Raw genomic sequence first — 22,044 nt, 5'->3', positions numbered from 1 at the left:
TCACCGCGTCCCGCGCACCAGACGGGTTTGCATCAGCACCCATGGCTCGAAGGCGGAAACCCACCCCCTGTCGCCCGTCAGCGCGATGCGGACGCCCACCAGTGCGTTCGCCTGCCAGCGACCCGTTGTGCGCGGAATACCTACCCGATACAGAGTGCGCCCATCGGGCAGCTGCCTGACCTCCAGCGAAGGGGCAGGGGTTTCCACCCAGCCGCACACCGCCCCATCCCACACCCGCGCGGTCACTTGCGGTTCATCCATGCCCCGTGCGCGCAGACGCACGTTCAGGTTATCGTTCCCCGTGAACCAGCCGTTATTGTCGGCGTCGATGTCTATTTCCACATCACAGGCTTCGCGACAGGTGATGCCGAACTGCAGTTCCCGCTCGTTCCACGCGGCAAAGATGTCGGCAGACAGGAAACGATTCTGCGCCCGCGCGTAGCGGAACCACCTGTCCGGCGTTGCCTGCAGGCTTCCATAGGGGATAAGCAGCACTGCCTCGCGGGGCAATCGCCACGTTGCACCCTCTTCCCGGTAACCGACGCCATCTGGCAAGCCGTTGTCCAGCCGGTAGCCGAAGAAGATGCCCGCCATTGCCTTACGCAGGTCGTCGGGGCGGGCGTTGCCACGTCGGGCGGTTCGACCCAGCCGACGTTCATCCAGCGGCAGGCGCGGGTCGTCATCGGGGATGCCGTTGCCGTTGACGTCATCGACCTGCCACACCTTGCCAAAGCGCATCTGGAACCAGTCCTCGGGGTTCCACCTGCGGCAGATGAAGGCGTTCACATCCCAGTGTTGCCCGTATCTGCCCGGGTGGATGGTGGGGTCGGGATGGTTCAGCCAGAACTTCTGCACACCGCTACGGTCAAAAAAGAAGTCCAGCTGGTGGCTGTACTCGTGGCACAGAAGCCACGCCAGCTTACCGCTGATGGCGAAGGTGGAGTATCCGAAGGTAGTGAATCCGCCACCGCCAACCTCTCCCAGCTGGTCGGGCTTGCTGGAGTCGTAGCCCGGCGACGGCCAGACAGCGATAATGCTGTCGTAATCCTCCAGACGCTTGCCCTGCGCTTCCAGAATCGGGCGCACATGTTCACGCACAGTTTCGGGGGCAATCCAGCCGCGCCGCACGCGGGCGGTCGGCTCCTCCAGGTACAGGTAGTCCTGCAGGTTCAGGTTCAGGCGGAAGTAGGTATTGCGGAAGTACCACTCGCGACACTTCGCGAACTCCGCTGGCAGTTTGTCACCCACCTGCTCGCGGGTAAGGGTATGCACCGTGCCGTCCACATCAGCCTTGAGATACACCACCGTCAGCAGGTGCAGCGTCAGCACATGCATTTTTCCGGCAGGCGGCGCGCTCAGGAACGAGTAAACCTTCGACACGTTGCCCTCGCCCTTGCCGATAGCTGGCAATGCAGGAGAAAAACGGTAGAAGATGCGCGTGGAAACAGGTAAGCCGCGCAAGCGCACCAGCATCTCGCGTCGCGCTCCCTGCCAGCGCACCACCTGTCTGCGCCAGGATTCGGGTTTGCTTTCGTCCGTGCCGTACCAGACCACCGCCTCGGTACCCGGGGCAGGGCTGCGCCAGCGGATGGTCGCCTCTCCTTGCCGTAAGGTAACTACCGGGTCTGGTTCGCTCAGGTCAGGGGGCAGGATGACCACGCGGTCGTTTGCCTCATCCGCCAACACCACCCTGTCGTCGGGCAGAAGGGCAATCGCGCCTGCCCTGCTCATCCCTCCCAGCGAGAACAGCCCCGTGTGCGCCACGCGGTCACCCCGTTCCGTGATGATACGTATCGCGCCGCCGTCTTCGTAATAGCCCAGTGCGCCCAAAGTCACCAGATGCCCGCGCGAGTTGACACACACCTGCATGGGGTCCAGCCATGCAGGTACGTCCTTCAGCAACTCTGCGGTGCCACGTAAGGCAGAGTAACGGAAAATCTTCACGCGATGCCGGTTAATGCGCCGGTCGGTATCGGTAATCAGGATGCGCCCGCGTCGGTCGACGGTGATACTGGTGGGGTTGACCAGCTGATGCGGCGCCTCCCCCGCGCCCGCAAAAGCGGTAACCTGCCGCGCCTCTGGAGTCAGCACCCTGACGAGATTGTCAGGTCGGGTCAGCAGGAACAGCCGTCCAGTGGCGTCGCGGGCAAGGTCTACAGTTTCCTGCGTCTCTTCCACAGGCAGTGATAGGGTGCGCAGGTAGCGATAGGGTGGGCGTGCCCCATAGACCTGAACGCGCCTGGCGGAGGCGTCCAGTATCCAGACCTCGTCCCCTGCTAGCAGAACACGTTGTGGAAACTGCACTTCCTGCTCGCCCGTACCGCGCGGTGCAGCCTGCGCCAGTATCTGTCCGGACGGAGAGAGTATCTTCAGCGTGGTATCGTCTATCGTTGCCACGAAGAGTTTTCCATCAGAGGCAACAGCGATGCTATGGGGTTGGCGAAGGGGTTGTGCCGAAGCAATAGCGGCACAGTAAAGCAACAGCATCCACAAAGCCGTTCGTTTCACCCCGCTCATTGGCACCTCCTGACAGCGATATACTACGCCAGCGCTGGCGAGTTGTCAAGGGGAATGAAATGCGAAGTTGGTTGTCGCGCAAGGAGAGAGGCGTTCTTGTTACCCTTTTTCTTACCTCACCCCCGCCCCCTCTCCTACGAGGAGAGGGGCGTTCCCCCTTCCCTCGCAGGGAAGGGGGCAAGGGGGTTAGGTCATCATCCATTCAACCACCAATTTCGAACACCCTCAGAATCTATTGACTTTTTCGGCAGAGGGGATTATAATGGAGATGTAGTTGAACGTCAAACCAGTAAGCACCAGTTTGTAGTTGAACGTTGGACTTGAGCGATGCCCAAACAGACACCAACCATTAAAGATGTTGCGGCATACGCGGGGGTGTCGGTCACGACCGTCACCAACGTGTTGCATGGGCGGGGACACCGCTTCTCGGAAGAGACGCGCCAGAAGGTGCTGCACGCCGTCGAAGCGCTGGGCTACCGTCCCAATCAGGTAGCGCGAAGCTTGGTGCGACGGCGCAGCTATACGCTTGGCGTGGTGGTGGAACACTTCCGCGGCGCGCTGCTGGGCAACCCCTACTTCTCCACGCTACTGGACGGCGTGCTTGCCGAGGCGGTGCAGGCGGGCTATCAGCTCAAAATCATCGCCCTGACCAGCTCGGATATCGAACACGTGCGCCAGCGCACCGAAGATGGCTCCATCGACGGCGCAATCCTGGCAGCCCCCCTGCACCAGAGCCCGTTGCTGCAATGGGCGCAAGAGTGCCCCCTGCCCTGCGTGGTGGCGGGAAGCAGCCCCCGCGACCTGCACGCTGCCTGCGTGGACGTGGACGACGAGAACGCCGTCTACCAGGGGGTCCGGTGGCTCATCGCGCAGGGACACCGACGCATCGCCTTCATTGCCGGACCAGTGAACTACTGGAGCGCCCACCAGCGCGAACAGGGATATCTGCGCGCGCTTTCGGAGGCGGGGATTGTTGTCTCGTCGCACTGGATCCGTCGAGGCAACTACAGCACCGAATCGGGGCGATGGGCCATGGAGAAACTGCTGCAGGTGCGTCCGCCTTTCAGCGCAGTGGTCTGTTGCAATGATTGGATGGCACTGGGCGCGCTGGAAGCGTTGCGGCGGAAGGGCATCTGTGTGCCGGAAGAGATTTCCGTCATGGGCTTTGACGATGTGGAGGCGGCAGCAGTGGCGTCTCCCCCGCTGACCACCATTCGGCAACCCGTTCGAGAGATCGGGATGCGGGCTGCCAAGCTGCTTATTCAGCAAATCGAAAGCGGCACGCGCACGCCGGAACGGGTGATATTTCCGGGCGAGCTGGTGCAGCGGGACAGCACCACCGCATTCGCTTCCGAAGCCGCTGACATGAGCAAACGTCCTGCGGCGGTACGACGTATCCGGCGCAGGCGAACTTACTGACATCTGGAGGTGCAGGCAAGCATGAAAAAAGAGGTTTCTCCAGCGGTGGCTATCGCAGTGATTGTCGTCGCGCTACTCATCGCTGGCTTCGTGCTGTATCGGGCGTTCGTCGGCACCCGCCCCAGCGCCGCCCCCTCACAGACAGGGCTGAAAATCAACGAACTGGTCAACCGCACCGGCGGCGATGCCAGATTGCTCTCGCCGGAAGAGCGCGCCATGGTGAAAGATGCTATCGAAAAGCGCATCATCCCACCCGGCATCTTTAGAAACCTGGAGTAACCAGGTGCATACTACACATCATACAAAAGGAGGGTACCAACATGTTCCGCTACAGAGCGTTCACGCTCATTGAGTTGCTCGTCGTCATCGCGATTATCGCGATACTGGCGGCGATCCTGTTCCCCGTGTTCTCGCGCGCACGGGAGATGGCACGCAAGACCTCGTGCCTTTCCAACATGAAGCAGCTGTCTCTCGCTATCCTGCAGTATGCCCAGGATTACGATGAGACACTGCCTTACCCCGGCTGGTCGCCCATTGAGACCCCGAACGGGCTGGCTTGCCACGGATGGCGCTATGCGGTACAGCCCTACATCAAAAACACCGGCATCTATCTCTGCCCCAGCTTCGAGATGCCCGGAGAGCCAATCTGGAACTGGTCGTGCTACCATGACACCGAAGGCGTCTACCCGTCCAGCCTGATGAGCCGCTTGGGAGAGACGGGCAGTACCATGGAGCAGATTATCGGCATCCGACGCTCGTACGGTGGAGCCGCCAACTGGGCGCAGAAAAACGAGGTCGGTCAGCGGTTGGGCTGGATTGTCAACCCGCTCCTGCCCAACCCCGTGCGGCTGGCGTCCATCCCACGCCCCGCTTCGGTATTCCAGCTGCTCGAGTCGCGCGAGTACTGGAACGACCATGGTCCCTGGGTGCTGAACGGCGACTGGTTCCGCGTGTGGTTCGACTCGAATAAGGGCGTGGTCACCTCTCACAACGGGGTGAGCAACTGGAGCTTCCACGACGGACATGTGAAAGCCATCAAGCTCTGCGCCACCATGGGTGCGCTACAGTGGACGAACGCACAGGGACCCACCGACGACTATCTGTGGGACTGGCAGCCGGCGCAGCAGGTCGAGTGGCTGCGTGACTGGCGCGACCGCTGCCAGACTATCCCCGAATATCGCTAGTCTTTAACCCGGTCGCTCTCCCCGCTCGGGAGAGCGACCTTACTACTTCTCCTGCCCGATTACCTTCACCAGTTCGCCGAGGTACGCCTTCGCGTCGCCAAACAGCATCAGCGTCTTGTCCATGTAGTAGAGCTCGTTCTCGATGCCCGCGAAACCGGGGTTCATACTGCGCTTAATCACCATCACCGTGCGCGCTTTGTCTGCCTCGATGATGGGCATTCCGTAGATGGGGCTGTTTTTGTCGTGCTTCGCGGCGGGGTTCACCACGTCGTTCGCCCCGATGACCAGCGCCACGTCTGCGTGTGCCAGCTCCGAGTTGATGTCCTCCATCTCGAAGAGCCGGTCATAGGGGATGTCCGCCTCCGCCAGCAACACGTTCATGTGTCCGGGCATACGCCCCGCTACCGGATGGATGCCGAACTTGACATCGATACCGCGGCGGGTGAGCTGGTCAAACAGCTCGCGCACCTTGTGCTGCGCCTGCGCCACCGCCATGCCATAGCCCGGAATAATCACCACCGACGAAGCCGCCAGCAAAATGTCCGCTGCCTCTTCGGGAGTCGCGCTGCGCACCGTGCGCTCCTCCGCTTTCAATGCCTGCGGCGACACCTGCCCGAACGCACCGAACAGCACGTTGGTGAACGAGCGGTTCATCGCCTTGCACATAATCACCGACAGGATGAAACCCGACGAGCCATCCAGCGCGCCCGCCACCACCAGCAGCTTGTTCTCCAGCACAAAGCCCATCGCCGACGCCGAGATGCCCGCATACGAGTTCAACAGGGCAATCACCGTTGGCATATCTGCTCCGCCGATGGGCAAAATCAGCATCACGCCGAACGCCAGCGCGAGCGCGATGTAAATCGGAAACAACTGCGTCTGCGTCGGGTTGATGACCAGATACACGCCAATCGCAAGGGCTATCGCCAGCACCGACAGGTTCACAAAGTTCTGCCCACGGTACACAATCGGGCGGGTGGGAAGTATCTCCTGCAGCTTGCCGAACGCCATCAAGCTACCCGTGAAGGTGAGGAAGCCCAGCAGTACCTCGAAGCACAGCACCGCCGTGATGAAGGTGGTGAGGCGTTCGGGCTCATGGGTATTCCACAGGTAATACTTGGCGGTCCCGACCAGTCCCACCGCCAGGCCGCCGAAGGAGTGGGAGAGGGCTGTTCGCTGAGGAACATGTGTCATCGGCATCAGGTAGGCAATGGGTATACCGATGGCTGCGCCAATCAGCAGGGTCAGGATAATCCACCTGTAGCTTACGATTTCGGGCAACATCAGCGTCGCCACAATGGCGATAATCATTCCCACTTCGCCCGCCACCACCCCGCGACGGGCGGTGGGAACCGCACTGAGCCACTTCAGCGACAGGATGAACAGCGCCGCGGCGATGATGTAACTGGATTGCGCGATAATCTCCTGCGTGCTCATGACGACCTCCCCCGATCTTCAGGCTCGCGTCGCTTGAACATCTTCAACATGCGGTCGGTGATGAGAAAGCCGCTCACCACGTTCACCGCCGCAGCGGTGACCGCCACGCCCGCCAGCACCATCGACAGCGTGTCATGCTCCGCCCCCAGCACCAGCAACGCGCCCACCAGACTGATAGCGGAAATGGCGTTGGTGAGCGACATCAAAGGGGTATGCAACAGTGGCGACACGCGACGTATCACCTCAAAGCCGATGAAGGTCGCCAGAACAAACACGAACAGGTAGCTCAGAATATCCTCAATGCCCATCTTGTTGCCTCCTTACCCGCTCAAACCCAGCTTTTCGCGAATGCGCGGATGAACGACCTGCCCGTCTCGCGTTAACAACGTATCGTGGATAATCTGGTCCTCCACGTCCAGCGTCAGCTCCCCGTCTTTGAGCAAGTTCAGGGTGAAGCTGCTGATGTTCTTGGCGTAGAGCTGACTGGCATGATAGGGCATGGTGGCAGGCAGATTGGCGGGACCGATGATAGTGACCCCGTGGTGCACCACCGTTTGCCCGGATTGAGTCAGCTCGCAGTTGCCTCCGCGCTCGGCGGCAAGGTCCACAATCACCGAGCCGGGGCGCATTCGCTCTACCATCTCACGGGTGATAAGCACAGGGGCACGTTGACCGGGTACCGCCGCCGTGGTAATCACCACGTCGTTTTCGGGCAGCACGCCTTTCATCATCTCCGCCTGCCGGCGGTAGAAATCCTCGCCCAGTGCTTTGGCGTACCCGCCCGCATCCTGCGCGTCCTGCACCTCGAGCGGCAGCTCTACAAATCGTGCGCCAAGGCTCTCCACCTGTTCGCGCACGGCGGGACGCACATCGTATGCGCTCACCACCGCGCCCAGCCGCCGCGCAGTGGCTATCGCCTGCAACCCTGCCACCCCGGCTCCAATGACAAACACGCGAGCAGGGGTAATCGTTCCTGCCGCAGTCATCATCATGGGGAAGATTTTGGGCAGGGCTGTGGCAGCCAGCAACACCGCCTTGTAGCCAGCCAGATTGGATTGTGAGGAGAGCACGTCCATCGGCTGGGCACGTGTGATGCGCGGAACCAGCTCCAGTGCGAAGGCGATGATGCCCTTCTGAGCGGCTTCGGCGACCGGTTCAGGCGCCCAGAGAGGGTCCATCATGGCAATCCACACCTGTCCCTCCCGCGCCAGAGCCAGGTCTGCCTTCCAGCCGTCGGGGTTTGCACCCAGCGCGCGCACCTGCAGCACGATGTCCGCGCCAGCAATCACCTCCTCACGTGTGGGCAGGACGCTTGCCCCAGCCTCGGCATAGTCCATGTCGGAAAATCCCGCCCCTTTGCCTGCCCCCGCCTGCACCAGCACCTCTGCCTTTGCCTTCTTCAGCGCAGCCACGGAGGCAGGCACCAGCGCCACTCGCGTTTCGCCCGAAAAGGTCTCCTGTGTTACCCCGATGCGCATCTTGCCGTAACCTGTGTTTATAGAATAGATATCCTGTATATCTTTACTCAAAAGGAAAGCCTTATACCTGCCTGCACAATACCGACACCGTGAATTTCTTACAGAAAACACTTTCCACCCTTGTTTTTTCTCGTAAAACATGGTATATTACATACGATAAATAAAATAAGTTCGTTCAGTTCTCTCGCTGAAGGGCGCGAGTAGAAACCGAGGCAACCCAACATGAGACTGATAGACAAGGCGCGAATGAAATCCCCGTGGGTGCTGCACTACAACTCCGGCAGCTGCAACGGGTGCGATATAGAAATCCTCTCCTGCTTGACCCCAATGTATGACCTCGAGCGATTCGGCATTGTGAACGTTGGGAACCCCAAACATGCGGATGTGCTTCTGGTCACAGGGCCCGTAACCCATCGGGGAGCCAGAGTCCTGCGCAACCTGTACGAGCAGATGCCCTCTCCGAAGGCGGTCGTGGCTGTGGGCACGTGCGCCTGCTCCGGCGGCGTGTTCCGCGACTGCTATAACTGCCTCGGTGGGGTGGACAAGGTGATACCTGTCGATGTTTATGTTCCTGGGTGTGCTGCCAAGCCCGAAGCGATTATCGAAGGCGTGCTGATGGCGGTGGAGCGCATGTCCGAGCACACGCCGCTGAAACGTGGAAAGTGAGGAGAGCGATGGGCGAGGCGCATGTACAACATCGGGAGCTGCCCGATATCGAGAACGTACAGGTGGTGGAGAAGCAGCATCTCCTGCAGCGCGTGCAAGAACTCGCCGCGCAGGGCATGCGTTTCATCACCACCACCTGCATCGATAACGGCGAGCAATTCGAAGTGTATTACCACTTCGACCACCATCTGGAGTTGACCCACCTGCTGGTTACCATCGACAAGAACGAGACGTTGCCCAGCATCACGCCAGTCTACTTTTGTGCCTTCGTCGCGGAAAACGAGATGAAGGACCTGTTTGGGTTGCGCGTGGATGGGCTCAACGTGGACTATCAGGGCAGGATGCTGGTGTCCGAAGAGGTGCCTGCGCCTCCCATGCGCAAGAGAGAAGCATCTGAGAGGAGGAACGGCGATGGCAGTTAAAACCGTTTTGCCCTTTGGTCCCCAGCACCCCGTCCTGCCCGAGGCGATACAGCTGCGCATCACCCTGGAGGATGAGAGCATTGGGCAGGTACTGCCCGCACTGGGATACATCCATCGAGGCATTGAGAAGGCAGGCGAGAAAAACGACTACCCGCTGAACGTGTATCTGGTCGAGCGCATCTGCGGTATCTGCAGCGCCACACACGGACTGGCTTACTGCCTGGCGGTGGAGAAACTGCTGGGCATCGAACCGCCGCCACGTGCCAACTACCTGCGCGTGGTGTGGACGGAACTGCATCGCCTGCACAGCCACCTGCTGTGGCTGGGGTTGCTGGCGGATGCCTTCGGCTTCGAGAGCCTGTTCATGCAAATCTGGCGTATCCGCGAGATGGTCATGGACGTGCTGGAAAAGACCGCAGGTAACCGGGTGATTATCTCTGTCAACACTCTGGGCGGTGTGCGCCGGGATATGACCGATGAGCAGATAGAAGAAACGCTGAACACCCTTGCCGAATGCGAGAGGCAGCTAAACGCCATCCTGCCCGTGATACTGGAGGACTATACCGTCAAGAAGCGCACCGTCGGCAAAGGCGTGTTGACTGCCGAGCAGGCTCTGCGCCTTGGCGCTGTCGGTCCCACCCTGCGAGCCAGCGGTGTGGCGCAGGATGTGCGCATGACAGGCTATGCCGCCTATGGCGAACTGAACTTCCAGCCTGTGGTGGAACAGGCGGGCGACAGCTATGCCCGCGCGGTGGTCAGGGCGCGAGAGTGTTTCCAGACCATTGACCTGATCCGCCAGGCACTGCAACGCCTGCCAGAGGGTGACATCCAGACCAAGCCACGTGGCAACCCCAACGGGAAAGCCATTGCGCGCGTGGAAGCGCCGCGCGGCGAGCTGATGTACTTCGTGGTGGGCAACGGTACCAAAAACCTGGAGCGAATGCGCGTGCGCACACCCACACTCGCCAATGTGCCAGCCTTGCTGCAGATGTTGCCTGGCGCGGAGTTTGCCGACGTACCCGTGATTACTCTGTCCATCGACCCGTGCATCAGCTGCACGGAGCGTTGAGAGGAGAACAGCCATGCCGAAGATGCTACCAACTGTGGTGGGTAACCTGCTCTCCAAACCGGCGACCCGACCGCATCCTTATAAGCGACGCGAAGCCTTTGTGCGGGCGCGTGGAAGAATCATTTTCGACATCAGCCGATGTATCTTCTGCGGAGCCTGTGCCCTGCGCTGCCCTGCCGACGCCATCCGGGTGAACCGCGCCGAGCGTGAACTGGTTTTTGAACCCTTCCGGTGCATCGTCTGTGGAGCGTGTGTGGATGGTTGTCGGCGCGGTTGTGCGCAGATAATCCCGCAGTACCACTCACCCGCCTACACGAAGCCCGAGGAGTATTATCGCGCTCCGGTAGAAGTGAAAGAGGAAGACCAGCTGTAAAGCGCCCCCCGCAGGCGGTCGCCTGCGGGGGATGGTTTTCTACCACGCATACGCCTCCGGTGCAGGACCGCCCGGACCGGGGAAGATTTCATCCAGCTTCTTCAGCACTTCCTCGCTGAGTTTGATTTCCAGACAACGCATGGTCTCGTCCAGCTGCTGCATGGTGCGAGGACCGATAATCGGCGCGGTAACGGCAGGCTGGTGCAACAGCCACGCCAGAGCGACGTTTGCGGGCGACTCGCCCAGCTCCCTGCACAGGTTCTCCCAAGCCTCCAGTTTGTCGCGCATCTGCTCAATGCGCTTCTGCATCCCTTCGGAAGCGCGCCGTCCCTCTTGCACCCCCTGCAGCACGCCGCCCAGCAGTCCGCCAGCCAGCGGGCTCCAGGGGATGATGCCGATGCCATACGCCTGGCACGCAGGAATGACCTCCAGCTCGATCATGCGCGAGGTGAGATTGTACAGGCTCTGCTCCGAGACCAGCCCCATGAAGTGGCGCTGTTTGGCTATCTCCTGCGCCTGCGTGATGTGCCATCCGGCGAAATTGCTGCTGCCTACATAGAGGATTTTGCCCTCGCGGTACAGCTGCTCCATCGCCTGCCAGACCTCCTCCCACGGACAGTCGCGGTCTATGTGGTGCATCTGATACAGGTCGATGTAATCGGTCTGCAAACGACGCAGGCTATCCTCGCAGGCGCGTTTGATGTGCAGGATGGACAGGCGCGATTCGTTGGGCCAGTTGCCCATCGGGTTATACACTTTGGTGGCGATGACCACCTTCTCCCGACGCCCGCCGCCTTTGGCAAACCACCGACCGATAATCTTTTCGGTAACTCCCTCGCCCAGTTTCCACCCGTACACGTTGGCGGTATCGAAAAAGTTAATGCCCAGCTCCAACGCACGGTCCATGATGGCGTGGCTTTCCTCTTCACTGGTGTGGGGACCAAAGTTCATTGTGCCCAGACACAGACGACTGACACGCAAACCGGAACGACCTAAACGCACGTACTCCATTCGACTCGCCTCCCTCCAGTAGAAGTATGTGGGGTATGTGGTGGTACTCTGCTTTGGATATTTCGAGGCGAGTCAATATTTCTCCTGCAAAAGCAACAGGGCGGGACCAACGCCTGCCCTGTAAGCACGTTACACCGTGTGTTTGCCGTCAACGACGTCGGTGCATGCCCAAACCCGCAACTGCCACCGATTCACTCTGCCGGGTTGATGTGCACATACTGCTGGGCGGCAACAAGAATGCTCAACCACGATATGCTCACGTTGCACATTGTCGTGGCTATGGTCTGTACCCAAAACGGCAGCCCAGACCACGCACCGATGCCCAGCGCGACCAACGCCGGTGTCGATGCCAGCAACATTGCCGGGAACAGCAAAACGCCGAGCAACACCCGTTGGGTGTAGTCGCTCTGGTCGGGAAACCACAGGTACACCGTGAGCATCACCGTAAATAGCAACGGAACGAAGGACATGGCGATGAGCATGTGTAACCCAAGCGCGAGCAGATACATCGGTAAAACAGAGCTGAACACCGCCCACAACAGTATCTGCAACAGCCACACCATCAGCGTGGGGGGTAGCACCTCCGTCCACAATACCACCCGCGCGGCAAACGGCAACGATTTGTTCATCTCTGCACGCCGTATGACGCTCACTAACCAGCTCTGTGTGGTGAGCACCAGAAGTACGGTGGACATATACTGGATAGCCACCATGAAGCCCAGTTGCTCGGAAGGCGTGAGACTTCGCGCTTGTAGCATGAAAACCGTTGCCATCACCACCGAACCGATGAACACGGTTACGGGTATTTGCAGTGTGTTTGACAGGCGCAGCATCAGCAGGCTATGGCACCACAGCAGTGCCCACGCCCCCTGCGGCACCCAGCGTTCGAACAGTCGCCAGCGCACAGTCCGTTTGCGCTTCTGCGCCGCGGCAACAGAGGCTTCATAGGCAGCTTGGGCAGGGCTTTGCCGTCGCAAGGCAAAGGGGCTCGATAGAGTGGCTATCTGCGCCGCCACATCGTAAAGGAGGTATTCGTAGCGCCACAACAGCACCACTGCCCACGCCAGTGCCCCTACCCACAGCACAAAACCCAGACTTACAGCAGGCGTCCAGCCTTCGGTGAAAGCAAGTGCCGCCTCTGCCAGTGCGCGCACCGGAAACAGGGGCACCACCAGTGTCGGGTTATGCAGCAGATGCCACACCACTTCGTGCAGCGGGTCAGTGCCGCCCTGCCACGCGCGGTAGCCGTGCCAGCCCAGAACCGCCGCTAACGCCCCCATCAGTCCCCAGAACATCCACTTCAAACGGCGATGAAACCCTGGCTGGCGTTCCTCCTGAAGCACGATGAGAATGCCAGCCATCAGCAAAGCCACGAAAGCCAGCAGATACATACTGGGATATACCCACGCCAGGCGAGCGCGAGAAGGAGCACTGCCCGTCAATAGGCTTGCCAGCAGGTCGTGTCCTATCGCTGCCGCCATGATGAGCAGGATCAGCAGCACCATCAGACTGTTCACCAAGCCGCGCGTGAATAACAAAAAAAGGAACACCAGCAGGCGTCGCTGTGGTGCAGGGAAAACAAAGTGAACATCTGCCTGCGTGAATAAAGGCACCGTGCGAAATGTCACAGGAAACAACGGCTGCCACAGCATCACCAGATGTATCCCCATGAGCAGCGCGATGAGATACTCCGTGTGGAACTGGCGCAAGTCCGCAGGCAGAGGGGTCGTAGTGACGCTTGCGTGTCGCAGGGAGAAAAACAGGTTACTGCCAATGGTGAACGCGAACCACAGTATCACGAGCACGGCGAAGGTTGCCCGCAGAGGGTTGGTGAACGTACGGCGCACACTATTGACCAGAAGGCGCCATGTCAGAAACCACAGTGCCTGCATCTTCCGCCTCCTCGGTCAGGCGCAGAAATACCTGCTCGAGCGTGCTGTCCGCCATTTGCGCCTGCGCCCGCAGTTCGTCCAGAGTGCCTTCCGCCAGTTTGCGCCCCGCCTGCATGATAATCACGCGGTCGCACAACCTTTCCGCGGTGTCCAGCTGGTGCGTGCTGACCAGAATCGCACATCCTTCATCGCGCAGGCGTTGCAACTCACTCTTCAGTTCATGTTGCCCTTTGGGGTCAATGCCGATCAGCGGCTCGTCACACAGAAACACCTTCGCGTCATGCACGAACGCGCAGGCGACCGCCAGCTTTTGCTTCATGCCTTTGGAGAGGGTGGCAACCAGCGCATGTTCCTTCTCCTTCAGGTCAAAGCGGTGCAGCAGGTCATCGATCCGTGCGCGAAAGGTATCCATCGTGCCGTAACACATCGCCACGAACTGGATATGCTCGCGCACGGTGAGCAATTCGTAGGGACCGGGCACTTCAGGGATGAAGGCAAGCAGCTGCTTTGCCTCTCGTTCCTGTCGCGCGAGGTCGTAGCCGCCAATCACGATTTGTCCGGCATCGGGCTGCAGGATGCCGCAGATACAGCGCAGGGTGGTGGTCTTCCCTGCGCCGTTGGGTCCCAGCAAACCGACGATCTCTCCTGCCTGTACGTGCAGGCTCAGTCCGTTCACCGCCCGCACGCTCCGAAAGGATTTGTACAGATTGGTAACCTCAAGCATCGTGTTCCGCCAACCCTGGTGGCTGTCACGATTCACTACCTTCTGGAGGGCGAGGTTCCTGCCGAGTCGTTGCGGTACACCGGTCTTCGGCTCACCAGGAGGTTCGCCTTCCAACTGGCTAAGAAGCCAGGAATCGCTTGGCGCACTATTAGTGGTCTAACACACGTGATTTTTCGGATATGCGTAGAGCAGTTTCGCGTGCCTGTCATTCTGAAAGGTGCGGCTTTAGCCGCAGATCGGTCGCGCCGTTAGGTGAGGGAGCAAACTCCGATATGTTGAATCCTCTGTGCGTATCCACTTAATCGTTCGCTCATCCCTGTAGTAACTTTAACCGTTCGGAACCCGTCTTCCTTTTTGAAGTTGACGGACGGTAAGCATTTTGCTATAGTTCGGTATGTGCTCTTGCTTTATAGTGCTTACAGGGTGTGTTGCGGTTTGCGCACAGAAAGGAGGCATCTATGTCCCGCACCCTGCTGGATCGCCTGCGCGGACGTATCGTTCGCGTGCAGCGTCAATATGGCATGAGCTGTGAGGAAGCGACCGATGTCGTGTGCGAATCGCTTACCGCATGCCTTTGCTGTTTGCGTGCCCAGCACCCCGACGAGCCTGCCGACGGTTTGCTAAGTCACCTGAGGCCCGGCTTTCTGGATACGGTAATCCGAAAACGGGTTGCCGACCATTATCGGCGTCAGAGATGCGAACAGCGCGCCATAGCGGAATGCACGAGAGCACTGGTAGCCCGCAACCCTGAACAGCAGGCTTTTATGCTCCTCCTCGCCGATGAGATCTGGGATGCTTTACCCGAAAACTGCCGGCAGGTGGTATATCTTCGCATTTACGAACAATGTTCATGGGACGAGATTGCCCAGGTGACGGGCTTGGGGGTGAGCGCGGCAAAGATGCGCTTTCAAAGAGGTATCGAACAGGCGCGGAAAAAATTGGGCGTAACCTGTGACGAATCTTCCCCATCGAACGATTTCTTTATTGGAAGCACTCTAGCGGGCGAGACCGCCTATACACCTGACGGAGGAGAGAACAGCAATGCGACGACGGATTTACCTCTTGAGCACCGCCCTCATACTGGCGCTGGCGAACCTGATGATGTTGCCTATCACCGCAAACAGCGTCGTACCCGTCGCGTGGGGGGGACAGCGAAGTGAAGGTTGTGGGTGCGGAGAAGGCGTAGATAGGCAGATAGCGATGCACCACAAGGACGGTTTGCGCTTGACACCAGCATCCGTGGACTGCAGGGGGTGCCGCAAGACCCGCAACGACCCCAATAACAGTTGGTGTATCGCCAGTCTACCTTGTGCGACGAACCCTGTAACTTACAGGATGTTGGTCCGCAACAAGTGCTGGTATAATTGCGGAGATGGAAATACGTATGTCGCCTGCGGACAATGGACATCGACTAATCTATGCTGTGCGCCTGGGCAGTATACGGAGCCACCATGTGACAATACGGGCGAGATTCTGTGTGAGATAGTAACTCCCGGTAGTTGTCCATAGTGGTCTGCCAAACTCGCCCCGTTACAAGGCCTGCGCAATGGCGTAGCAGGGGCATCCCAGCGCAGAATCCGAGAAGGAGGACACTGAAATGGCTCGCATGAAACGAACCGCCTTCACCGTACTGGAGCTGCTCATCGTCATCGCGATTATCGCGTTGATCGCGGCTCTGCTGTTCCCACTGTTCGCGAGCGCGCGCAAGAAGGCGCGTGAAACGCAGTGCATGAACAATCTGCACCAGGTATACGTCGCGTGGAGCTTGTATACCAGTGACTACCAAGACACCGCACCGATAGCACTTGACTTTATCCTGCCATACGTCAAGGATCGGGCGGTGCTGGTGTGCCCGCTGGATCAGTATGGTGGTTTTAACACCGATGCGACTGCGCATGCACAAACCCCCATCAGCTACGACTACATGGGGTTGATGTTTGGCAATGACCCTCTGCCCAAACCGCTCCAGAGCATCCGTGCTATCCGCGAAAAGGATCCCAACTTTGGGTTCCTGTTTTGCTATCTACATGGACGCTTAATCTATCCCGGCTTGCCTCATCCGACAGAACATGCCTTCTGTGGAAAGGTACTGCGGGTGAGGCGAGATGGTTCCATTCAGGCGAAAGACGTGCCGATACGTAAGATCAGTACAGGCGCGGGTTCAGGTAAAGAGGGGCGCTGTGCATGGGAATTGCTAACCGATTTACCTATGCCATCTGATCATGGGAGAGACGGCGGTCCTGAAGAGATTTGCCATGGCACCATTATCTGCACGAGGTAGGAGAAAGAAGGCAGGGCAGCAAACGATGCAAGGCGTGCACTGGCTTGCCGCGGTGATAGCAGGCGTTGTCACATTCCTGTTGCGCAAGCATGTGCAACTCGTTCTAGACGGCGCATTGTACCAGGTGTGGACGCCTCCTTTGCCTTCTGGCGTGCACATTGTGATGTTTACCACAACGCAGGAGATGTGGAACGCTGTATTACGTTGGTGGCAGCAAACCACGTGGGTGGGGTGGTTGTGGTTTATCGCCTGCGGCGCCGCAGCGGGGTGGTTGTTACGCGCACGTTTGGAGGCTAAGGAGGGAAGCATTCTGGGAAGCGCGTGGCTGATTCCGGGTTTGGCAATCGCCGCCTTAATCGTTGCGGATTACCAGCCAGCTACGCTCTGGAGCCTGATACACGTGCCGGGGGTTAGGTTGTGGGCATTATTGCTGTTGATCGGGCTTGTGTTCGCTGTGAATCTCGTTTGGGCGGCGCTGCTGGAGAGACTTATCTTGTTCCTCGGCAGGAAGATACCGGAATGGCTTGGGTAAAACGGAGGCGTTCACCGTGCTGGAGCTGCTCATCGTCATCGCAATGATCGCAGTGAGCAGGGACGGTGTCTGTGGGAGCTGTTGACCGACCTGCCTATGCCACCCGACTACGGAAAGGGCAGAGGGCTTGAGAAAATTTGCTATGGAACAATCGCCCCTTGACGACTCACGCCCACCCGCGATACACTCAAGGTATGAGACACCGAAAGATACATGTGGGCATCGGCGGCGCGTCGGGCTATGCAGGAGGCGAGCTCGTTCGCCTGCTGTTACAGCATCCCGACGTACAGATCACCTACCTGAGCTCGCACACCTATGCAGGCAAATCCATCAGCACCGCCTTCCCCGGATTCGCCGCGCACCACCTGCCACCGCTGGAAGAGTTCGACGTGCAACGGGCAGCGCAGAAGAGCGACATCCTCTTTCTGGCGGGCGAGACAGGTTTTGCCATGCAAGTTGCCAAGCCCTTGCTGGAGGCGGGCGTGCGCCTGATTGACCTCTCCGCCGACTTCCGCCTGCACAACCCCGCCGTCTACGCGCAGTGGTATAAGCGCGAGCACTCCGCGATAGACCTGCTGGACGAGGCGGTATACGGCTTGCCGGAGCTGGTGCCGCACAGCCAGCTGCGCGAGGCGAGGCTGGTTGCGAACCCCGGCTGTTACCCCACTGCCGCCCTACTGGCGCTGGCTCCGGTAATGGCGCAGGGGTGGGTGGATACCGAGTCGCTGGTGATAGACGCCAAATCGGGTGTGTCTGGCGCGGGCAGGTCGAAGTTCGGGCTGGACTACCATTTCGCCGAGATAAATGAAAGTATGCGCGCCTACGGCGTACCCAGTCACCGCCACACGCCGGAGATCGAACAGAAGTTGTCGGATGTGGCGGGCAGAGCAATCACGGTGACCTTCACGCCCCACCTGATACCTGTCACGCGCGGCATCCTGTGTACCGCCTACGCGAAGCTGGTGCGCCCCTTCTCCGCGCACGAGCTCACCGTGCACTATCGGCGGTTCTACCAGGATAAGACCTTCGTGGTGGTGCGCGACCCGGGCGATTTCCCCGCCACCAAACACGTCGCGGGCACAAACTATTGCCACATCAGCCTGACGGTCGATGAACGGAGGGGACAGCTGGTGGTGACCAGCGTAATAGATAATCTGGTGAAGGGCGCGGCAGGGCAGGCTGTTCAGAACATGAACCTGATGTTCGGGCTGGCGGAATCGCGCGGGTTAGAGCTGCCGCCAGTGTTTCCATAAGCATAAAAAGTTCACGGAGGGCGGCTTGCCAAAGGTTCGCCCTCCAGCAACGCAGGCTAAAGCCTGCGGCTACACGAGCCTCCCGCCAAGCCGTAGGACTCCTGTCCCCGACTCGCCCGGCACCACACCGCCCAGAGCGCTACTCGTACGTCGTGGCGATGCGAACCAGTTCCGCTTCGTTGAGCAGTATCATCCGCCGTCCGAAGAAATCGATGTAACCATCCCGGCGGAAACGGTTCAGGATAAGCGTCGCGGTTTCGCGCGTGGTACCCGACAGGCTGGCAAGCTCATGGTGCGTCAGGCGAATGTTCAGTGCGATTCTGCCCGTAATGATGTCGGTGCGGTAGCGGTCGAACAGCCACAGGATGGTCTTCGCCATGCGCTGGGGCACTTCCAGAGCGACAAGGTCTGACGCCTTCTGTTCCATAGCCCGCCGCCTGTCCGCCATGATGTAAAGAATCAGCTCCTTGATCTCATTATCTTCCTGCATCCAGCGCTGGAAAGTCTCGACCGGCACTACATAGAGCTCGGTATCTTCATGAGCCTCCGCCGTGTTGACCCGTTGCGACGGGAAGAACAGCGCCATCTCCCCAAAAATCTCACCGGGATCAAACAGCGCCAGCGAAATCTCTTTGCCAGCCGGCGACTGACGATAAATCCGCACCCGCCCCTCTTTCACAATATACACTTCGTTCTCAGGGTCGCCGGGTTCGAAAACGGTATCACGGCGGCGTACAAATCGCTCCTGTGCTTCCTGTTCCAGCTTGCGGGCGATGCGTCCGTCGAGAGCTGAAAACATATCGACTCGCTGAATGAAGTCTTTGACCAGGTCCTGTACCATCGGTTCACACCTTCCGGAATGTATTGTAATCTACACTTAGTATACCGTACACCGAAGCAAAACTGTATCAATTTCACATAATTTCGCCTGCTTTTGCTGGAGTGCCCGGCGTCGCCCACATTTAATGTGAAGTTAATAAGCATTGTCTCTCTGTTTGTTGACTCCCTGTGGCGAACCCTGTATACTCTACTTGGTCACGAGTGTCTTCCGTTAAACTCAAGGAAAGGGGGAGAAAAACATGAAATCGCTTATGCGCTTGACCCTGTTCGCTTTCGGATGGATGGTACTGGTGTCCGCGGCACCGGCAGATTTGCTGGTGTGCAGCGTCAACGGCGACCGCATCTTGCGCTTCGATGAAACCACCGGTGCGTATCTGGGGGACTTTGTGCCAGCACGAACCGGCGGGCTGGACGAACCTCAGGGAATGGAGTACGGTCCCGATGGCAATCTGTACGTGTGCAGCAACGACCAGCACGCAGTCCTGCGCTTCGACGGAGTGACCGGCGCGTTCATCGACGCTTTCGTGCCGCCAAGAAGCGGTGGATTGAACTCACCGGCTGACCTCGAGTTCGGTGCCGATGGCAACCTGTACGTTACCAGCTACGGTAACGATGCGGTGCTGCGCTTCGATGGACGAACGGGTGCCTTCATCGACGTATTCGTGCCATCAGGCAGCGGCGGGCTGGACACGCCGGCGAGTCTCACTTTCGGTCCCGACGGCAACCTGTATGTGAGCACCTGGGAGCGGGCTCAGGTCATGCGTTTCCACGGGCAAACCGGCGCGTTTATCGATGTGTTTGTCAACGACCCGGTGAACCTCTATCCGGCGATTGGCGTTCGCTTCGGTGCCGACGGGCACCTGTACGTCTCCGGCGGATTGTTCCACCGCGTGATGAAGTACCATGGCACGACGGGTGCACCTCTGGGAGCCTTTATCCCTGCAGGCAGTGGAGGGCTGTACGGGGCGTACGGCTATGAGTGGGGTCCCGACGGACGGTTCTACCTGGCCAGCTACGGCGGGAACTCCATCCTGGTTTACGACGGCACCACCGGGGCGTTCATCGGCACCTTCGTCGCGCCGGGAGCAGGTGGACTGACACAGCCGGGCATGATCCTGTTCACCCCCCGTCCGGTGAAGGGTAAAGTCACCCTGAGCGAGTATGACCCCACGAAAGTGGTGCAGGTGCCGGTCACGCTCAAGGTGTACCAGGCGGGGCAGCTGGTGCGCACCGCCACGCTCACTCTGGATGACGATGGCAACTACACCCTGCCCAATGTGGCGCCGGCCACCTACGACTTCGCCTTTAAAGCCAGCCACTGGCTGCAGGTGGTCGTGCGCGACGTGGTAGTGCCCAAGTCGGGGTTGACAGGGCTGGACGTTACCCTCCTCAACGGCGACATCGACGGCGACAACGAGGTGACCCTGTTCGATTTCGGCGAGCTGGTGGCAGCCTTCGGCTCCAGCCCAGGCAGCAGCAATTGGAACCCCAACGCCGACCTCGATGGTGACGAAGAGGTCACGCTGTTTGACTTTGGAATCCTAGTACAGAACTTCGGAGCCACCGGGGATGAGTAGTCTGCACAGAAAGAGGTAGGCAGTAAGCGTTAAAGGGGGCAGGCCAATGCCTGCCCCCTTTTCTCACTATACGGTATGGAGCCTTCTTACCTCTTCCGTCGGCGCAGTGCCAGTGCAGCGACGCCCAAACCCAGTACCGCAACGGTGGCTGGCTCGGGAACCACGGCGATGTTGTTAAAGAGCGCAGCACCGCCGTTGCTGGGGTTGTTTTTGTCTATCTGCACCTGCAGGTAGCCACCGGGAGTAATCCAGCCGGTGAAAAGCCCCTGGTCTGCCAGCGCCAGCGCAGGGCTGGAAATGCCGTTGGCAGAGTAGATAATCTTGTACAGTCCATCACCCGGGTCTTTGAAGAAGGTGACCCCCAGACGGATGGTCTGACCGGAGTTGTACGACAGTCCGTGAGAGGCATTGAAGCTGTAGAAGGGGAAGGGCCAGCCAAAGGCCACCACCTCATGGGCATCGGTGTTTACGATAAACTGTCCTTCCGAGTAGCCCCACGGCATACCGATGCGAATCAAATAGCCCGCCTCCTTGCGAGGAGTAGCTGGCGCGCCGATCAGCGTGAGGTCAAACGACATCACCCACGGAACGGAGAGCGGAACTTGTAATTCGCTGACTCCATCGCCGGATACGAACCACGCATGACGGTTCGCCCACTCCGGGTCCGCACCATCACCATCCACCTTGTTATCGGTGAGCAGGATGGAGGGCCAGGCGTTGAAGTGGCTGGAGATCGAGTCGGTGTCGTCGTTAAATACCCGGTCCAGGATCACCGCCTTATTGATTTGTGCATTTGCCCAGGTCACCAGTCCCAGGCTCAGCACGGCCAGCAGTAAGAGCCTTTTCATGCGACAACCTCCTTTCAGAATGGATTGGATACCGCACTTGCTGTACTTGAGGAGCAGGGCCGCTCTCTTATCCGTGACATTAACCGGTACATCACTCGCAGACACCACACCTACTCGTTCCCTTTTCACTTTAGCACCTGCTCGCAGAAAAGTCAAGTGATTTTGCGGATATCGAGAACAAATTTCTTCCTCTCAGGAGTCACGCGGTTGAGACAATAGCCGCTGTTTGCCCTGCTTACTCGCGACCGCAGAGCCTCGCGAAGCGCCCCAACCCTCTGGTCATCCTCAGCGTGAGAGAAGGGTCTTCGAGATTCTTCGCTCTACTCCGAATGACAGCCTTTTGTCATGCTAAGCGTTAGCGAAGCATCTCATCCCTGTCACCCGGAGCGTCGGCTACAGGGTTCGGAGATTCTTCGCTCTACTCCCAATGACAGTGTTGCCCTTTGTCATGCTGAAGTCTATGTTGTTTGTCAAGGGCTACCAGCCGCTACCCCCCCACAGCGGGCATATACTCAGACACG

At 59.2% G+C, this 22,044-nt stretch carries 21 protein-coding genes; 12 read left to right on the top strand and 9 right to left on the bottom strand.

Features of this window, described 5'->3' with window-relative positions; genetic code table 11:
* Complete coding sequence (locus K6U75_04790) at nt 1–2,517, bottom strand: hypothetical protein (GenBank protein MCL6474355.1); 2,517 nt, start codon at nt 2,515–2,517, stop codon at nt 1–3.
* Between the two features lie 327 nt (nt 2,518–2,844).
* Here K6U75_04790 and K6U75_04785 point away from each other — a divergent pair, with 327 nt between their 5' ends.
* The 3 genes from K6U75_04785 to K6U75_04775 are packed head-to-tail and all read left to right on the top strand — an operon-like array spanning nt 2,845 to nt 5,120.
* Complete coding sequence (locus tag K6U75_04785; protein MCL6474354.1) at nt 2,845–3,936, top strand: LacI family transcriptional regulator; 1,092 nt, start codon at nt 2,845–2,847, stop codon at nt 3,934–3,936.
* A gap of 21 nt (nt 3,937–3,957) precedes the next feature.
* Nucleotides 3,958–4,215: a hypothetical protein gene (locus K6U75_04780; protein ID MCL6474353.1), complete on the top strand. Its 258-nt coding sequence runs from the start codon at nt 3,958–3,960 to the stop codon at nt 4,213–4,215.
* A 41-nt stretch (nt 4,216–4,256) separates the two neighbouring features.
* Entirely contained in the window at nt 4,257–5,120 is an 864-nt protein-coding gene (locus K6U75_04775) for a DUF1559 domain-containing protein (protein MCL6474352.1), read from the top strand.
* Nucleotides 5,121–5,162: 42 nt separating this feature from the next.
* Here the strand turns inward: K6U75_04775 and K6U75_04770 are convergent, their stop codons facing one another.
* The 3 genes from K6U75_04770 to K6U75_04760 are packed head-to-tail and all read right to left on the bottom strand — an operon-like array spanning nt 5,163 to nt 8,035.
* Complete coding sequence (locus K6U75_04770; GenBank protein MCL6474351.1) at nt 5,163–6,557, bottom strand: NAD(P)(+) transhydrogenase (Re/Si-specific) subunit beta; 1,395 nt, start codon at nt 6,555–6,557, stop codon at nt 5,163–5,165.
* Nucleotides 6,554–6,865 carry an NAD(P) transhydrogenase subunit alpha gene (locus tag K6U75_04765; protein ID MCL6474350.1) on the bottom strand — a complete coding sequence of 104 codons (312 nt, stop codon included), beginning with the start codon at nt 6,863–6,865 and terminating at the stop codon, nt 6,554–6,556. Before K6U75_04765 ends, K6U75_04770 begins: the two co-directional genes overlap by 4 nt.
* Before the next feature lie 12 nt (nt 6,866–6,877).
* On the bottom strand, nt 6,878–8,035 hold the full coding sequence (locus K6U75_04760; GenBank protein MCL6474349.1) for a Re/Si-specific NAD(P)(+) transhydrogenase subunit alpha: 1,158 nt from the start codon (nt 8,033–8,035) through the stop codon (nt 6,878–6,880).
* 222 nt (nt 8,036–8,257) lie between these two features.
* On the opposite strand from K6U75_04760, the gene K6U75_04755 reads away from it, so the two are divergent.
* The 4 genes from K6U75_04755 to K6U75_04740 are packed head-to-tail and all read left to right on the top strand — an operon-like array spanning nt 8,258 to nt 10,565.
* Nucleotides 8,258–8,701 carry an NADH-quinone oxidoreductase subunit B family protein gene (locus K6U75_04755; protein MCL6474348.1) on the top strand — a complete coding sequence of 148 codons (444 nt, stop codon included), beginning with the start codon at nt 8,258–8,260 and terminating at the stop codon, nt 8,699–8,701.
* 8 nt (nt 8,702–8,709) lie between these two features.
* Nucleotides 8,710–9,123: an NADH-quinone oxidoreductase subunit C gene (locus K6U75_04750; protein ID MCL6474347.1), complete on the top strand. Its 414-nt coding sequence runs from the start codon at nt 8,710–8,712 to the stop codon at nt 9,121–9,123.
* Complete coding sequence (locus K6U75_04745) at nt 9,113–10,192, top strand: nickel-dependent hydrogenase large subunit (protein ID MCL6474346.1); 1,080 nt, start codon at nt 9,113–9,115, stop codon at nt 10,190–10,192. The genes K6U75_04750 and K6U75_04745 overlap by 11 nt, the downstream gene beginning before the upstream one ends.
* A 13-nt stretch (nt 10,193–10,205) precedes the next feature.
* Nucleotides 10,206–10,565: a 4Fe-4S binding protein gene (locus K6U75_04740; protein ID MCL6474345.1), complete on the top strand. Its 360-nt coding sequence runs from the start codon at nt 10,206–10,208 to the stop codon at nt 10,563–10,565.
* A 39-nt stretch (nt 10,566–10,604) separates the two neighbouring features.
* Here K6U75_04740 and K6U75_04735 read toward each other — a convergent pair whose 3' ends face one another.
* The 3 genes from K6U75_04735 to K6U75_04725 all read right to left on the bottom strand — a co-directional run bounded on the left by K6U75_04735 (nt 10,605) and on the right by K6U75_04725 (nt 14,192).
* Nucleotides 10,605–11,576 carry an aldo/keto reductase gene (locus K6U75_04735; GenBank protein MCL6474344.1) on the bottom strand — a complete coding sequence of 324 codons (972 nt, stop codon included), beginning with the start codon at nt 11,574–11,576 and terminating at the stop codon, nt 10,605–10,607.
* A gap of 191 nt (nt 11,577–11,767) precedes the next feature.
* Nucleotides 11,768–13,468 (bottom strand): putative ABC exporter domain-containing protein, encoded by a 1,701-nt coding sequence (locus K6U75_04730; GenBank protein ID MCL6474343.1) that lies wholly within the window; start codon nt 13,466–13,468, stop codon nt 11,768–11,770.
* Nucleotides 13,425–14,192, bottom strand: a complete 768-nt coding sequence (locus K6U75_04725) for an ABC transporter ATP-binding protein (protein ID MCL6474342.1) — start codon at nt 14,190–14,192, stop codon at nt 13,425–13,427. The genes K6U75_04730 and K6U75_04725 overlap by 44 nt, the downstream gene beginning before the upstream one ends.
* Nucleotides 14,193–14,650: 458 nt before the next feature.
* Here K6U75_04725 and K6U75_04720 point away from each other — a divergent pair, with 458 nt between their 5' ends.
* From K6U75_04720 to argC, 4 genes are all read left to right on the top strand, one after another.
* Nucleotides 14,651–15,352, top strand: coding sequence for a sigma-70 family RNA polymerase sigma factor (locus K6U75_04720; GenBank protein ID MCL6474341.1), 702 nt, complete (start codon nt 14,651–14,653; stop codon nt 15,350–15,352).
* Nucleotides 15,353–15,789: 437 nt separating this feature from the next.
* Complete coding sequence (locus tag K6U75_04715; protein MCL6474340.1) at nt 15,790–16,473, top strand: prepilin-type N-terminal cleavage/methylation domain-containing protein; 684 nt, start codon at nt 15,790–15,792, stop codon at nt 16,471–16,473.
* Nucleotides 16,474–16,498: 25 nt separating this feature from the next.
* Nucleotides 16,499–17,005, top strand: a complete 507-nt coding sequence (locus tag K6U75_04710; protein MCL6474339.1) for a hypothetical protein — start codon at nt 16,499–16,501, stop codon at nt 17,003–17,005.
* A 194-nt stretch (nt 17,006–17,199) separates the two neighbouring features.
* Nucleotides 17,200–18,258, top strand: coding sequence for an N-acetyl-gamma-glutamyl-phosphate reductase (gene argC / locus K6U75_04705; protein ID MCL6474338.1), 1,059 nt, complete (start codon nt 17,200–17,202; stop codon nt 18,256–18,258).
* 139 nt (nt 18,259–18,397) lie between these two features.
* Here the strand turns inward: argC and K6U75_04700 are convergent, their stop codons facing one another.
* Nucleotides 18,398–19,099, bottom strand: coding sequence for a Crp/Fnr family transcriptional regulator (locus K6U75_04700; protein ID MCL6474337.1), 702 nt, complete (start codon nt 19,097–19,099; stop codon nt 18,398–18,400).
* A 238-nt stretch (nt 19,100–19,337) separates the two neighbouring features.
* Here K6U75_04700 and K6U75_04695 point away from each other — a divergent pair, with 238 nt between their 5' ends.
* Complete coding sequence (locus K6U75_04695) at nt 19,338–20,675, top strand: hypothetical protein (GenBank protein MCL6474336.1); 1,338 nt, start codon at nt 19,338–19,340, stop codon at nt 20,673–20,675.
* A gap of 86 nt (nt 20,676–20,761) precedes the next feature.
* Here the strand turns inward: K6U75_04695 and K6U75_04690 are convergent, their stop codons facing one another.
* The gene (locus tag K6U75_04690) at nt 20,762–21,253 is read right to left on the bottom strand and encodes a PEP-CTERM sorting domain-containing protein (GenBank protein MCL6474335.1); all 492 of its coding nucleotides are present in this window, start codon (nt 21,251–21,253) and stop codon (nt 20,762–20,764) included.
* Nucleotides 21,254–22,044 lie beyond the last annotated feature (791 nt).

The organism is Bacillota bacterium, assembly GCA_023511455.1.
GTDB lineage: Bacteria > Armatimonadota > HRBIN16 > HRBIN16 > HRBIN16 > HRBIN16.
This window is presented reverse-complemented; position numbering and strand designations above follow the sequence as displayed.